16 protein-coding genes are annotated in these 13,910 nt (G+C 59.5%); 8 read left to right on the top strand and 8 right to left on the bottom strand.

Annotated elements, in window-relative coordinates:
* Positions 1 to 26: 26 nt before the first annotated feature.
* Genes rph through ACR0NY_RS13165 form a run of 4 tightly spaced genes read left to right on the top strand, consistent with a single transcriptional unit; the run spans position 27 to position 2,851 of the window.
* A complete protein-coding gene (gene rph / locus ACR0NY_RS13150; protein WP_005979825.1) occupies positions 27 to 740 on the top strand; it encodes a ribonuclease PH in 714 nt (237 codons plus the stop codon).
* A complete protein-coding gene (rdgB, locus tag ACR0NY_RS13155; protein WP_093963900.1) occupies positions 737 to 1,351 on the top strand; it encodes an RdgB/HAM1 family non-canonical purine NTP pyrophosphatase in 615 nt (204 codons plus the stop codon). Before rph ends, rdgB begins: the two co-directional genes overlap by 4 nt.
* Positions 1,341 to 2,495 (top strand): radical SAM family heme chaperone HemW, encoded by a 1,155-nt coding sequence (gene hemW, locus ACR0NY_RS13160; RefSeq protein ID WP_170340689.1) that lies wholly within the window; start codon positions 1,341 to 1,343, stop codon positions 2,493 to 2,495. The genes rdgB and hemW overlap by 11 nt, the downstream gene beginning before the upstream one ends.
* A gap of 2 nt (positions 2,496 to 2,497) precedes the next feature.
* A complete protein-coding gene (locus ACR0NY_RS13165; protein ID WP_093963898.1) occupies positions 2,498 to 2,851 on the top strand; it encodes a YbaN family protein in 354 nt (117 codons plus the stop codon).
* On the opposite strand, the gene ACR0NY_RS13170 is transcribed toward ACR0NY_RS13165, so the two are convergent.
* The 7 genes from ACR0NY_RS13170 to ACR0NY_RS13200 all read right to left on the bottom strand — a co-directional run bounded on the left by ACR0NY_RS13170 (position 2,841) and on the right by ACR0NY_RS13200 (position 10,229).
* Entirely contained in the window at positions 2,841 to 3,737 is an 897-nt protein-coding gene (locus ACR0NY_RS13170) for a ParB/RepB/Spo0J family partition protein (RefSeq protein WP_170340687.1), read from the bottom strand. The genes ACR0NY_RS13165 and ACR0NY_RS13170 overlap by 11 nt on opposite strands.
* Before the next feature lie 20 nt (positions 3,738 to 3,757).
* A complete protein-coding gene (locus ACR0NY_RS13175) occupies positions 3,758 to 4,561 on the bottom strand; it encodes a ParA family protein (RefSeq protein ID WP_315901682.1) in 804 nt (267 codons plus the stop codon).
* Entirely contained in the window at positions 4,554 to 5,177 is a 624-nt protein-coding gene (rsmG, locus tag ACR0NY_RS13180) for a 16S rRNA (guanine(527)-N(7))-methyltransferase RsmG (RefSeq protein ID WP_170340683.1), read from the bottom strand. The genes ACR0NY_RS13175 and rsmG overlap by 8 nt, the downstream gene beginning before the upstream one ends.
* Complete coding sequence (mnmG, locus tag ACR0NY_RS13185; protein WP_170368992.1) at positions 5,174 to 7,042, bottom strand: tRNA uridine-5-carboxymethylaminomethyl(34) synthesis enzyme MnmG; 1,869 nt, start codon at positions 7,040 to 7,042, stop codon at positions 5,174 to 5,176. Before mnmG ends, rsmG begins: the two co-directional genes overlap by 4 nt.
* A 12-nt stretch (positions 7,043 to 7,054) precedes the next feature.
* On the bottom strand, positions 7,055 to 8,341 hold the full coding sequence (gene mnmE / locus ACR0NY_RS13190) for a tRNA uridine-5-carboxymethylaminomethyl(34) synthesis GTPase MnmE (RefSeq protein ID WP_170368991.1): 1,287 nt from the start codon (positions 8,339 to 8,341) through the stop codon (positions 7,055 to 7,057).
* Between the two features lie 31 nt (positions 8,342 to 8,372).
* Entirely contained in the window at positions 8,373 to 9,644 is a 1,272-nt protein-coding gene (gene rho / locus ACR0NY_RS13195; protein WP_093963893.1) for a transcription termination factor Rho, read from the bottom strand.
* A 135-nt stretch (positions 9,645 to 9,779) separates the two neighbouring features.
* Positions 9,780 to 10,229 carry a CopD family protein gene (locus ACR0NY_RS13200; protein WP_170340679.1) on the bottom strand — a complete coding sequence of 150 codons (450 nt, stop codon included), beginning with the start codon at positions 10,227 to 10,229 and terminating at the stop codon, positions 9,780 to 9,782.
* 403 nt (positions 10,230 to 10,632) lie between these two features.
* On the opposite strand from ACR0NY_RS13200, the gene ACR0NY_RS13205 reads away from it, so the two are divergent.
* Genes ACR0NY_RS13205 through dnaQ form a run of 4 tightly spaced genes read left to right on the top strand, consistent with a single transcriptional unit; the run spans position 10,633 to position 13,367 of the window.
* Positions 10,633 to 11,232 (top strand): Maf family protein, encoded by a 600-nt coding sequence (locus ACR0NY_RS13205; RefSeq protein ID WP_170340677.1) that lies wholly within the window; start codon positions 10,633 to 10,635, stop codon positions 11,230 to 11,232.
* A complete protein-coding gene (locus ACR0NY_RS13210) occupies positions 11,229 to 12,062 on the top strand; it encodes a shikimate dehydrogenase (protein ID WP_170368990.1) in 834 nt (277 codons plus the stop codon). Before ACR0NY_RS13205 ends, ACR0NY_RS13210 begins: the two co-directional genes overlap by 4 nt.
* The gene (gene coaE, locus ACR0NY_RS13215) at positions 12,059 to 12,652 is read left to right on the top strand and encodes a dephospho-CoA kinase (protein WP_170340675.1); all 594 of its coding nucleotides are present in this window, start codon (positions 12,059 to 12,061) and stop codon (positions 12,650 to 12,652) included. Before ACR0NY_RS13210 ends, coaE begins: the two co-directional genes overlap by 4 nt.
* Positions 12,645 to 13,367, top strand: a complete 723-nt coding sequence (gene dnaQ, locus ACR0NY_RS13220) for a DNA polymerase III subunit epsilon (protein WP_170368989.1) — start codon at positions 12,645 to 12,647, stop codon at positions 13,365 to 13,367. The genes coaE and dnaQ overlap by 8 nt, the downstream gene beginning before the upstream one ends.
* A 25-nt stretch (positions 13,368 to 13,392) precedes the next feature.
* On the opposite strand, the gene secB is transcribed toward dnaQ, so the two are convergent.
* Positions 13,393 to 13,893: a protein-export chaperone SecB gene (secB, locus tag ACR0NY_RS13225; protein ID WP_170342607.1), complete on the bottom strand. Its 501-nt coding sequence runs from the start codon at positions 13,891 to 13,893 to the stop codon at positions 13,393 to 13,395.
* Positions 13,894 to 13,910: the final 17 nt, after the last annotated feature.

A 13,910-nucleotide genomic window follows, 5' to 3' on the forward strand; every position in this document is an offset into this window, starting at 1 on the left:
CCAAGCCAGCAGACAAAGGATATCTCATGCGACCCTCTGGACGAGATTTAAGCGAAATGCGCCCGGTTTCAATCGAGACCGGGTTTACCAAACACGCCGAAGGTTCCTGCCTGATCAAGATCGGCGACACCCATGTTCTGTGCACTGCCACGATCGAGGATCGTGTGCCGCCTTTCATCAAGGGGTCAGGCCTGGGCTGGGTCACCGCCGAATACGGCATGCTACCCCGCGCGACGAACACCCGGATGCGGCGCGAGGCCGCCAGCGGCAAACAGGGTGGCCGGACCGTCGAGATCCAGCGTCTGATCGGCCGCGCCCTGCGCGCCGGGGTCGACCGCGTCGCCTTGGGCGAACGCCAGATCACCGTCGATTGTGACGTGCTGCAGGCCGATGGCGGCACCCGCTGCGCCTCGATCACCGGCGGCTGGGTCGCGCTGCGGCTGGCGGTGAACAAGCTGATGAAGGCCGGCGACGTGATCACGGACCCGCTGGTCGATCCGGTCGCCGCCGTATCGTGCGGCATCTATGCCGGCCAGCCCGTTCTGGACCTGGACTATCCCGAAGACAGCGAGGCCGGCGTTGACGGAAACTTCATCATGACCGGCTCGGGCAAGCTGATCGAGGTGCAGATGAGCGCCGAAGGTTCGGTCTTCAGCCGCGCGCAGATGGATCAGCTGATGGAACTGGCAGAAAAAGGCGTGTCCGAGCTGGTGGCCGCGCAAAAGGCCGCCACCGCATGACCCGCCGGTTCGAAGGTGATCGGCTGCTGGTGGCCACGCACAACAAAGGCAAGCTCGAGGAGATGGCCCATCTGCTCGAGCCCTTTGGCGTGACCGTCGTGGGCGCGGCCGAGATGAACCTGCCCGAACCCGAAGAGACCGAGGACACGTTCGTCGGCAACGCGCGCATCAAGGCCCACGCGGCCGCACAGGCCACTGGCCTGCCGGCCCTGTCCGACGATTCCGGAATCACCATCGATGCGCTGGATGGCGCGCCGGGCGTGTACACCGCCGACTGGGCCGAAACCGGAAATGGTCGCGATTTCCTGATGGCCATGACTCGCGCCCACACCGAGCTTGAGGCGCGCAACGCTCCGCATCCACGCACCGCTCAGTTCCGCTGTACGTTGGTTCTGGCCTGGCCCGACGGCCATGACGAGGTGTTCGAGGGCGTCGCACCCGGTCATCTGGTCTGGCCGATCCGTGGCAAGGACGGGTTCGGCTATGATCCGATGTTCGTCCCTGACGGATTCGACATTACCTTTGCCGAGATGGATCGCTGGGAAAAGAACAAGATCAGCCACCGTGGTCGCGCGGTGGAGCTGTTCGTGAAAGGCTGTTTTGGCGGATGATTGGCGCAACGGGGGCTTTGGCCTGTACGTGCATTGGCCCTTTTGCGAGGCCAAGTGCCCCTATTGCGATTTCAACAGCCATGTTTCCAGAAATATTGATCAAAAACAATGGCTTGACGCATATCTGTCCGAGCTGAAGCGCTCGGCCACCGAAACCCCCGACCGGGTTCTGAACACGATCTTCTTTGGCGGCGGCACCCCATCGCTGATGGCGCCCGAAACCGTCGCCGCCGTGATCGACACCGCCCGCAGCCTATGGCGACCCGCCAATGACATGGAAATCACGCTCGAGGCCAATCCCGGCTCGGTCGAAGCCGGACGGTTCGCCGCCTATCGCGATGCGGGCGTGAACCGGATCTCGATGGGCATTCAGGCGATGAATGACGAAGATCTAAGGCGGCTGGGCCGCATCCATAGCGTGGCCGAGGCACGCGCCGCCTTCGACATTGCCCGCACCTGTTTCGACAGGGTCAGCTTCGACCTGATCTATGCCCGCCAGTACCAGACGCTTGAAGCCTGGCGCGCCGAGCTGACCGAGGCGCTGTCGATGGCGATCGACCATCTGTCACTGTACCAGCTGACCATCGAGGCAGGCACTGCCTTTGGCGACCGCTACTCGGTCGGCAAGCTGCGTGGCCTGCCCGAGGACGACAACGCCGCCGACATGTACGTGGCCACGCAAGAGGTCTGCGAAGCCCACGGCATGCCCGCCTACGAGGTGTCGAACCACGCCGTTCCCGGGGCCGAGTCGCGGCACAACCTGATCTATTGGCGCTATGGCGATTATGTCGGCATCGGACCGGGCGCCCATGGACGGATCACAGTAGATGGCCAACGGATCGCAACCGAAACCCATCTGGCACCGAACGCGTGGCTGAATGCCGCCGAGCAGGGAAATGGCGAGAAGCTGCGGACCCCACTGACCGACGAAGAACAAGCGAATGAATACCTCATGATGTGTCTTCGCTTGACTGAAGGTCTATATATGGACCGTTTCAATCGCCTGTCCGGGCACCCTTTGCCACAACCCAAACTGGACTACCTGCAAGACATCGGAATGATCGCCCAAGACGGACCCCGCGTTTCCGCAACTGCTGACGGCCGCGCGGTTCTCAATGCGGTGATCCGTGAGTTGCTGGATTAGACATGCACTATTTGTGGGCCACACTGGGATTGCTCTGCGTTGCGTTGGCCATGATCGGTGTTGCCCTGCCCCTGCTTCCCACCGTTCCGTTCCTATTGCTGGCCGCCTTCTGTTTCGCGCGCTCTTCTTCCCGGCTGCACAACTGGCTGATGTCTCACCGAACCTTCGGCCCGTTGATCCTTGATTGGCAAACCTCGGGCGCTATCCGGCCAGCCGCAAAAAAGGCGGCGACCCTGTCGGTTGCCGCCGTCTTTGGTTTGTCGGTTTTGGTCTCTGTGCCCAGCCATGTCCTGATTATTCAGGCCGTGACCTTGGGCGCGGTGATGATCTTTATCTGGTCACGCCCTAACGGCTGAGCTTGGCACACAGATCATCCAGTTGATCCAGGTTTTCATAGGTCAACACCACCTGCCCGGTCTCGGTTCCGGGCTTGTGGTTGATGACCACCTTCATCGCCAGAATCGCAGAAAGGTCTTTTTCCAAAGCCCGCGTATCCGCGTCCTTACCTGCATTGAGGTCCCGCGACCGCGGTGCGGGACGATCCTTGTCGCCCTGTTGTTGCTTCTTGACCAGCGCCTCGGTCGCGCGGACTGACAAGCCGTCTTTCACGACAATTTTCGCCAGTTCGGACGGATTATCCGCCGTGATAAGGGCGCGCGCGTGTCCGGCCGAAATTTTACCTTCAATAACAAGGGCTTGAACGTCACTTGGCAGTGAAAGCAGCCTCAGAAGGTTGGCAATATGGCTGCGGCTCTTACCCAGGGCTTCGGCCAGCTTTTCCTGGGTGTGACCGAACCGATCCATCAACTGCTTGTAGCCAGCGGCCTCCTCCACTGCGTTTAGATCAGCGCGCTGGATATTCTCGATGATGGCGACTTCAAGTACTTCGGTGTCGTCAAATTCGCGCACGACGACCGGAATGTCGTGCAACTGTGCCATCTGCGCGGCGCGCCAGCGGCGCTCACCCGCGACGATTTCATATTCGCCGCCGCCGACCGGGCGAACGATCAGGGGCTGGATGATCCCTTTCTCTTTGACCGAGGCAGCAAGCTCGTCCAGTTGATCCTGTGAAAATGTGCGGCGCGGCTGATTCGGGTTTGCCCGCAGCTTCTCGATCGGAACCTTCATGTCTGGCCGACGTGGTTCAGCTGTGACCCGGCCTTCAGGATCCTGTGATACATCCGCCATCAAGGCGGACAAGCCGCGCCCCAATCCGCGAGGTTTTCCTTTTCTGGCGCTCACTTCGCCCTCCTGACAGCCGCTCAGGCAGCCACTTTTTTGTTCTTTTGCATGATTTCGCGTGCCAGATGCCGGTACGCCATCGCCCCCAGAGACCCCGAGTCATATTGAAGGACCGGAAGTGCAAATGACGGCGCTTCGCTGACCCGGACATTTCTGGGTATCTTGGTTTTAAATACCATCTCTCCCAGATTGTCACGCGCATCCTTTTCGACCTGCCGGGACAAGTTGTTGCGGTTGTCATACATGGTCAACACAATACCTTCGATTCTGAGGTCTGGATTCGCAGACTGGCGAACCTCTCGAATCGTCAGCATCAGTTGCGACAGGCCTTCCAGCGCAAAGAACTCGCTTTGCAACGGAACCAACACCGAGTGCGCCGCCACCATCGCGTTGACTGTCAGCAGATTGAGGGACGGCGGGCAGTCGATCAGAACGAAATCAAAACCGAACTTGTCGATCGCCGGTTGCCTGAGCGCGTCGTGCAGCAAGTAGCTGCGTTTTTCATTCGAGATCAGCTCAATATCGGCCGAGCTGAGGTCAACCGTGGCCGGAACGATACTGAGGTTTTCGATTTCGGTTTCCTGCACGACGGCCTCCAAGGGCGCCTCGTCCAGGATCAAATCATACGTGGTCCAATCACGATCCTCGACCCCAAGCCCGGTGGACGCATTTCCCTGCGGGTCCAGATCCACGACCAGAACCTTGCATCCTGCCTCGGCCAAACCCGCCGCCAGATTGATTGCTGTCGTAGTCTTGCCGACCCCACCCTTCTGATTGGCAACCGCCATGATACGAGGTCCTGCAGGGCGCGACAGATCAACCACGTGAGACTCCTTTGATCTTCAGGATGACAGCTTGGGGGTCAGTTAAACTATTAGCCGGCTCCGTGGTAAAACTCCATTCCCGTTGTGCCGCGTCGATTTCTTTTTTCCAGGTGGCGCCTTTGGGAAACACGGCCACTCCATCTTCCTTTAAATGCCTGTCACAAAATGACAATAAGGTCGTCAGGTCCGCGAGCGCCCTTGCGGACAGGACATCAGCGCCCAAGGGATCCACAACCTCGATCCGCTTTGAAATCACCGAGCAGTTGGCCTTGGTTTCTCGAATGACGGTCCGCAAAAACGCCGATTTTCTCTGATCGCTCTCAACCAGGGTAAATTCCGTCTCGGGCGATGTTTCAGAGGCCAGTATCGCGCAGACCAGCCCGGGAAATCCGCCACCGCTACCCAGATCGACCCAGTGATTCTTTGGCTCAACCAAATGAAAGACCTGGATCGAGTCCTTTACGTGCCGCGACCAAACCTCAGGCAGAGTGCTGCGCGAAACCAAGTTTATCTTCGGATTCCACTTTCGCAGTAGATTGACAAAGATTGACAGCTTTTCGAATGTTTCACGTGAAACATTCAAGCCATCGGGCGAAGCGCACGAGTCGCCGTTCATGCCTTTTTTGCTCTCTGACTGCTTCTGAGTTTCGCCAGTACCAAGGTCAAAGCAGCAGGTGTAACACCCTCCACGCGGCTCGCTTGGGCAATGTTTGCTGGTCGCGCGGTTGACAGCTTCTGCTTCAACTCATTCGAAAGGCCTGTGAGCGAGGAATAGTCAAAATCCGCAGGTATGGCATGGGTTTCGTCGCGCTTCATGGCTTCGACATCTCGTTGTTGCCGAGCTATGTAGTTGGTGTATAGCGCGTCCCTTTCGATCTGCCGACGGGTGTCTTGGTCGACATCCTCCAGCTGCTGGATCAGCGGCACAAGGTCCTCGAAGCACACGTTCGGAAAAGCCAAGATTGCCATTCCGTCCCTGCGGTTACCATCCTGATTCACTTCGATGCCAGCTGCGCGAATTTCCTTGGGGGTATAAGTCCTTTCGGTTAGTACTGACTTCGCAGCGCCCAGCTTTTCCATTTTTGTTTCAAAAGCCAGGCGGCGATGATCCGATATACACCCAATTTCCAGGCCTTGCGGCGTAAGGCGTTGATCCGCATTGTCGGCGCGTAAGGACAGACGGAACTCGGCGCGCGAGGTGAACATCCGATAAGGTTCCGCTACGCCCCGTGTGGTCAGATCGTCGATCATGACACCAATATAGCTATTGGCTCGGGTAAAATGAATTACGTCTCGCCCCTGAACTTCCAGCGCCGCATTCAGGCCCGCGACCAGACCCTGAGCGGCCGCTTCCTCATACCCTGTGGTTCCGTTGATCTGCCCCGCAAGATATAGTCCTGGGATCTCCGGCAAGGCCAAGGATGCGTTCAACGCACGTGGGTCCACATAGTCGTATTCGATAGCATAACCCGGCTGCAGGATCTCTGCAGCCTCAAGGCCTTTGATGGATCGGACATACTCAACTTGTACATCCTGAGGCAGCGAAGTCGAAATCCCGTTTGGATACACCGTGTGGTCATTAACCCCTTCAGGCTCCAGGAAAATCTGGTGGGAGTCCTTGTCCGCAAACCGAACAATCTTGTCTTCGATCGAAGGGCAGTAGCGCGGGCCAACGCCTTCGATATGACCACCATACATGGCCGAGCGCTTCAGGTTTTTCTCGATGATGTCATGGGTGCGGCTGTTGGTATGGGTGATCCCGCACGCGATCTGAGGCGCTTCTACCGCCTTCGACAGGAAAGAAAACAAGGTGGGATCGGCATCCCCTTCCTGGCGCTCCAGACCACTCCAGTCAATTGTACGCCCATCCAGACGCGGCGGGGTTCCGGTCTTCAAACGGCCCATCGGAAGGTCATAACTGTCAAGACGTGCGGCCAACCTGACCGAGGGCCGGTCACCCATGCGTCCGCCAGGGCGTTGGGCATCGCCGATATGAATCACCCCCCGAAGGAACGTACCTGACGTCAGAATCACCGCCTTCGCAGGAATCTCCGAACCATCGCCCAGCACAACCCCGGCAACACGCTTTCCGTCCATCCGAAAATCAACGACTTCGCCGGTCACGACGGTCAGGTTTTGACGCTTCCGCGTTTCCGCCTGCATGGCGGCCCGGTACAATGCCCGGTCAGCCTGAGCGCGTGGCCCCTGAACGGCCGGCCCCTTGCGGCGGTTGAGCAGGCGAAACTGGATACCTGCCCGGTCTGCGACCCGCCCCATAACGCCGTCCAGCGCGTCGATCTCACGAACCAGATGACCCTTGCCCAGCCCTCCAATTGCCGGGTTGCAGGACATGACGCCGATATCCGTCTCGGACAGCGTGACCAGCGCCGTATTCGCGCCCATTCTCGCGGCGGCATGAGCCGCCTCTGCCCCCGCATGCCCCGCTCCGATAACGACGACGTCAAACTCCGAATGTTTCACGTGAAACACTCCTCACTTACCCAAACAAAAGCTGGCGAATATTTCGTCCAGAAGATTTTCCACATCTACTCGACCGACCAAAGACCCCAACGCGCGGATGGCGGTCCGCAGCTCTTCTGCTGCAATATCGTACAGGTCCGGGCCGGAATCCAGAACCCTGAGTGCTTCGGAGAGAGCGGCCGAGGATTTCAGCATTGCAACACGGTGGCGTTCCCGGGTGGCAATACCAGAACTTGCGGTTCTGTCTCTCAAAACTACCGATATGTTGTGAATCAGGCGATCGATTCCCTGACCTGTCTTCCCGGACACGCCTTCTGTCCCATCTAAACGAAGGTCGGACTTCGGCAGAACCTGGATGTCGCCGGATTGCATATCGATTCCCAAAGCTTTCGGGTCCTCGGTCAGAAATACGCGAAGGTCGGCATTTTCCGCCCGCTTTCTAGCCAGAGCGATCCCAAGACCCTCTACGTGATCCTCGGTTTCGCGCAACCCGGCCGTATCTAACAGCGTGACCGGCAGACCTGCCAAGTCCATCCGCACCTCGATAATATCGCGGGTGGTGCCTGCATATTCCGAAGTAATTGCCGCCTCTCGGCCCGCAAGCGCATTCAGCAAGGTCGACTTGCCCGCGTTCGGTGGGCCGACGATAGCCACTTCAAAGCCGGAGCGAATCCGCTCGGCAATCCTCACGCCCTTCGCCTCCCGCTCTAGATCCGCCATGACAGCAGTTACAAGCGATCGGACCTCGGGTGACACATCCGTTGGCACGTCTTCATCTGCAAAATCGATGACGGCCTCCAGCAATGAGGCCGCCCGGATCAAATCCCGCCGCCACCGTTCTGCCAGGTCGCCCAATTCGCCGGCCAGGATGGTCTGAGCCTGCTTACGCTGTGCCTCGGTCTCTGCGTCGATCAGATCGGCCAGGCCTTCGACCTGGGCAAGGTCCATCTTCCCATTTTCAAGAGCACGCCGGGTGAACTCGCCCGGTTCAGCCAGTCGCAGATCCGGCATTTCGGACAGGACGCGCAGAACCGCGTTGACCGAAGCCGTGCTGCCATGGATCTGCAGCTCGGCAACATCTTCGCCGGTAAAGCTGGACGGACCGTGGAAGGTCAGGACCAGCCCGTCATCCAGACGCGACCCGTCAGGTGCCTGCAACTCACGCAGGCACATGCCACGCAACGGCAAATCTCCACCCGACAGAACTTTGGCCGCGTGGTGCGATTGCGGTCCTGACAGGCGGATCACAGCGACCCCTGCCTTGCCTTGCGCGCTGGCCAAGGCGAATATCGTTTCCATTCGAAGGCCTCGCGTCGGTTACAAGACCGTATCAGGTATTCATCGAGTCGAAGAACTCGGAATTGGTCTTGGTCTGTTTCAGCTTGGACAACAGGAACTCGATCGCGTCGGTTGTGCCCATCGGGTTGAGGATACGGCGCAGAACGAAGGTTTTGGCCAGATCGCCCTTGTCGACCAGCAGGTCCTCTTTGCGGGTGCCGGACTTGAGGATGTCGATCGCCGGGAACACCCGCTTGTCTGCGATTTTGCGATCCAGAACGATCTCCGAGTTGCCGGTGCCCTTGAATTCTTCAAAGATCACCTCGTCCATCCGGCTGCCGGTGTCGATCAGCGCGGTGGCGATGATGGTCAGCGAACCGCCCTCTTCGATGTTGCGCGCTGCACCAAAGAATCGTTTGGGCCGCTGCAGGGCGTTTGCGTCCACACCACCGGTCAAAACTTTGCCGGAAGACGGGACCACAGTGTTGAATGCCCTACCAAGTCTTGTGATCGAGTCGAGAAGAATAACAACATCTCGTTTGTGTTCGACCAGGCGCTTGGCTTTTTCGATCACCATCTCGGACACGGCTACGTGGCGGGTCGCCGGTTCATCAAAGGTCGAGGATACCACCTCGCCCTTCACCGAGCGTTGCATGTCGGTCACCTCTTCGGGGCGCTCGTCGATCAGCAGGACGATCAGGTAGCACTCCGGATGGTTGCGCTCGATCGAATGCGCGATGTTCTGCAGGATCACCGTTTTACCGGTCCGCGGCGGTGCCACGATCAGCGACCGCTGGCCCTTGCCGATCGGCGCAACCAGGTCGATCACACGGGCGGATTTGTCCTTGATGGTCGGATCTTCGATCTCCATCTTCAGCCGCTCGTCTGGATAGAGCGGCGTCAGGTTGTCAAAGGCGATCTTGTGTTTCGCCTTTTCCGGGTCTTCGAAGTTGATCTTGGTCACCTTCGTCAGCGCGAAATATCGCTCGTTCTCTTCCGGGGCCTTGATCTCGCCCTCGACCGTGTCGCCGGTGCGCAGCGAGTGCTGGCGGATCATCTCGGGCGAGACATAGATGTCGTCCGGGCCGGGCAGATAGTTCGCCTCGGGCGAGCGCAGAAAGCCGAAGCCGTCCTGCAGCACCTCAAGCACACCGTCACCGCCCACGGTCCAGCCCTCATCCGCGCGTTCGCGCAGGATCTGGAACATCATCTCACCCTTGCGCATGGTCGAGGCGTTTTCGATCTCGAGCTCTTCGGCCATGGCCAGAAGGTCTTTGGGGCTTTTGGCCTTCAGATCGGCCAGATTCAGGGATTCGGTTGTCATTATGATACGGACCTTGGCCGCAAGGGTGCGGCACAGCGTTGAATTTCAAACAGGAAGATGCGCCATCCGGACGGATGGGTTGATACCTACATAAGGCCGGTCGCCGCCCGAGTCAAACCGGTGCGGAAATGGCCCTCAGAACTTCAGAATGACCGCCAGAACGATGATGACCATCAAAACGGTCGGAACCTCATTCATCATGCGGTACTGGCGCCCTGTGAGCGTATTGCGGCCTTCAACGAAATCCTTGCGCCGGGCCATCAGCCAGTGATGGAACCAGGTCATGCCGATCACCGCGGCGCCCTTGACCCAGGGCCAGGACCAGTCCCACCCGACGATGCCGGGAGTGAACACCATGATGAGGCCGCAGACCCAGGCCACGATCATCGCCGGGCGCATGATCACGCGCAGCAGCTTTTCTTCCATTTCAAAGAAGATCTCGGGCGCGCCGTCGACGGTCTGCGCCTTTTCGACGTGATAGACGAACAGACGAGGCAAATAGAACAAACCCGCCATCCACGAGATCACCGCCATGATGTGCAGCGATTTCACCCAAGGGTACAGCGTGAAGAGAAGATCGGTCATCGGGTTTCCCGGCACTGGTCGGACCCTCCCTAATAAAAAAAATAGAAAAGAGAAAGGATGATGGTTTTGTAGGGTGGGCAAAATCCGTGGATTATTTTCTTGTCCGCCAGTTTTCCCCAGGTGGATGAATAAATTCCAAAACTGGGTGATTCTGGTGATTTCATTTTTTACATAATAAAAACAAACAGTTAGATTATACATCGCGGACCTGGACTGGGGATAACTCAAGGGACATCTTTTGATGAACAGGAAGTCCCAAGATCCTGAGTTATCCTTGTCCCGACCGGACAGTCTTTGAGCGACTCAGGGAAGTTTCAGGCCGAAATCGCGGGCTTGCGTGTCAACCGGAAAACCATACAAACCGTTCAAGACCAATGATCCACTTGCCCACGGGGTTTTCCACATGACTGTCCCCATCATTCTTGCCTCGGGGTCCGAGATCCGCGCGCAGTTGCTGCGGAACGCCGGGGTGCCGTTTTCCGTCCAGATCGCCCGCGTGGACGAGGATACCGCCAAACGCGCGCTTCTGGCTGAGGGCGCGCCGCCCCGCGACATCGCCGATGCTCTGGCCGAGCTCAAGGCGCGCAAGGTTAGTGACAAGACGCCCGGCGCGATGGTTCTGGGCTGTGACCAGGTTCTCGATTTCGACGGACGTCTGCTGTCCAAGCCCGAAACGCCCGAAGAAGCGCTGTCGCAATTGAAGGCGATGCGCGGCAAGCGTCACATGCTGCTATCGGCGGCGGTGATCTATCAGAACGGCGAACCAGTCTGGCGCCATATCGGACAGGTCCGGTTGCGGATGCGTGCCAGTTCGGATGCCTATCTGAAGGGCTATGTCGCGCGCAACTGGGACAGCATCCGCCACGCGGTCGGGGCCTACAAGCTGGAAGAAGAAGGCGTGCGCCTGTTCACCAGCATTGACGGCGACTATTTTAACGTCTTGGGTATGCCCCTGCTGGAGCTGCTCAATTTTCTTGCGGTCCGAGGGGTGATCGAACAATGACCGAAAACCGCATTCCACTGGCCGGAGTCATCGGACACCCGATTGCCCATTCCCGATCGCCTGTCCTGCATGGCTATTGGCTGAAGACCTATGGTTTGCCGGGCCATTATGTGCCGATGGATGTTGCGCCCGCAGATCTTGAAACGGTCCTGCGTAGCTTGCCCAAGGCCGGGTTCGTCGGGGCCAATGTCACCGTTCCGCACAAAGAGGCCGCGATGCGTCTGGCGGATCATGTGTCGGACCGCGCCTCGGTGATCGGGGCGGCGAATACGCTGATGTTCCGGGCCGATGGCTCGATCCACGCGGACAATACCGACGGGTACGGGTTCATGCAGAACCTGCGCGCGGGCGCGCCGGATTGGGTGCCGCAGGATGGCCCGGCGGTGGTGTTCGGCGCGGGCGGGGCCGCGCGGGCGGTGCTGCAGGCGCTGGCCGAGGCCGGCGTGCCCGAGATCCTGCTGACCAACCGCACGCGGTCGCGCGCCGATCACCTGAAAGAGGAATTTGGTCAGCGCATCACCGTGGTCGATTGGGTCCAGGCCGGAAACGTGATCGAAAACGCCGAGCTGGTGGTGAACACTACGTCACTGGGCATGCAGGGTCAGCCCGAGCTGCGCGTCCCGCTGGACGGGTTGCAGCCGGGAACGGTGGTGACCGATCTGGTCTATACGCCATTGAAGACCCACCTTCTGGAACAGGCCGAGGCTGCGGGCTGCACGGTCGTCGACGGGCTGGGCATGTTGCTGCATCAGGCGGTGCCCGGGTTCGAGCGGTGGTTCGGCCTGCGCCCCGAGGTTACGGAAGAAACCCGCGCAGCGGTTCTGGCATGAGTTTCTCTCTGGGTCTGACCGGGTCGATCGGAATGGGCAAAAGCACCACCGCCGACCTGTTCGCACAGGAAGGCTGCGCCGTGTGGGATGCAGACGCCGCCGTGCATCGGCTGTATGCGGAAGGCGGCGCGGCGGTCGTGCCGATCCGCGCGGCATTTCCCGACGCGATCGAGGATGGGGCCGTCAGCCGTGACGCCCTGAAACGGATCATCAGCGCCGATCCGACCGCGTTGAAACGGATCGAATCCATCGTCCACCCGCTGGTGGCCCAAGATCGGGAAGCGTTTCGACAGGCGGCCAAGTCGGACATCCTTGTCTTTGATATTCCTCTGCTTTTCGAAACTGGCGGCGAGGCGCAGATGGATGCGGTGGCTTGTGTGTCAATTCCCCCAGACGAGCAGAAGCGCCGCGTCATGGCGCGGGGCACGATGACCGAGGCGCAGTTCGAGCAGATCCGCGCCAAGCAGATGCCGAATGACGAAAAATGCGCGCGGTCGGAGTTCGTGATCGTCACCGACACTCTGGACCATGCCCGCGCACAGGTGCAGGATGTGGTCAGGCAGATCAGGGCAGGATTGGCAGATGCGTGAAATCGTACTGGATACGGAAACCACTGGATTCGATCCCGAAAGCGGCGACCGGATCGTCGAGATCGGCGCCATCGAGCTGTGGAACCACGTCGCCACGGGCGAGACCTATCACGTCTACATCAACCCCGAACGTTCTATGCCGGCCGAGGCTTTCGGCGTGCACGGCATCGGCCCTGACCTGCTGGAGCCGCCGCAAAAACCCGAACCCGGCCAGATCACCCTGAAGGACAAACCCGTCTTTGCGAAGGTCGGGCAGGCCTTCCGCGATTTCGTGGGGGATGCGCGGCTGGTGATCCACAACGCGTCATTCGACATGAAATTCCTCAATGCTGAATTGGGATGGATGGGTCTGCCCCCGATCCCGATGGAGCAGGCGCTGGACACGCTCGCGATCGCGCGCAAGAGGTTTCCCGGCTCGCCCGCCTCGCTGGATGCCCTGTGCCGGAGGTTCAACATCGACAACTCGAACCGGGTTCTGCACGGCGCGTTGCTCGACTCGGAAATCCTGGCAGAGGTCTATCTGGAACTGATCGGCGGGCGGCAGCCCGATTTCGGCCTGTCCTCGGCGTCTGCCGAAAGCTCAACCGGTGGCGACATCTGGCGCCCCGGTCCACGGCCCAACCCACTGCAGCCCCGGATTACCGAGGATGAGCGTGCTGCGCATGATGCATTTGTCGAAAAGCTGGGCGAAAATGCCCTGTGGTCCCGCACCTGACCTGGGTCAGATGCGGGTTGCCTAGTCACGCTTCGGTTTTGTCGGACGCTTCGGCCTGACGGCGCATCAACTCGTTGCGGTACAGGCCGACGAAATCGATGTTGTCGAGGTTGACCGGCGGGTAGCCACCGTCGCGGGTGATGTCGCTGACGATGCGGCGCAGGTACGGGAACAGCATCCGCGGGCATTCGATCATCAGGAACGGGTGCAACTGATCATTCGGCACACCTTCTACGTGGAACAGGCCGCAATAATCGATCTCGCACAGGAACAGGATGTCCTCCAGACCCTTGGCCTTGGACTTGAGGTTCAGCTTGATCGACACCTCGTATTGGTGGTCTGCCGAGCGCTTTTTCGCATCCAGGTTCACCTGGACCGAGATCTCGGGCTGCACGTCGCCCGAGACGCCTTTTTGCGCCATCACGTTTTCAAAGGACATGTCCCGGATGAACTGTCCCAGAATGCGCATCTGGATTTGGGGGGCTGCCTGGGGCTCTGTTGTGCCGGCGGCGGTTTCTTCGGTCATGGATCCGCTCCAAAATT

The organism is Ruegeria sp. BJ5 (genome assembly GCF_056537865.1).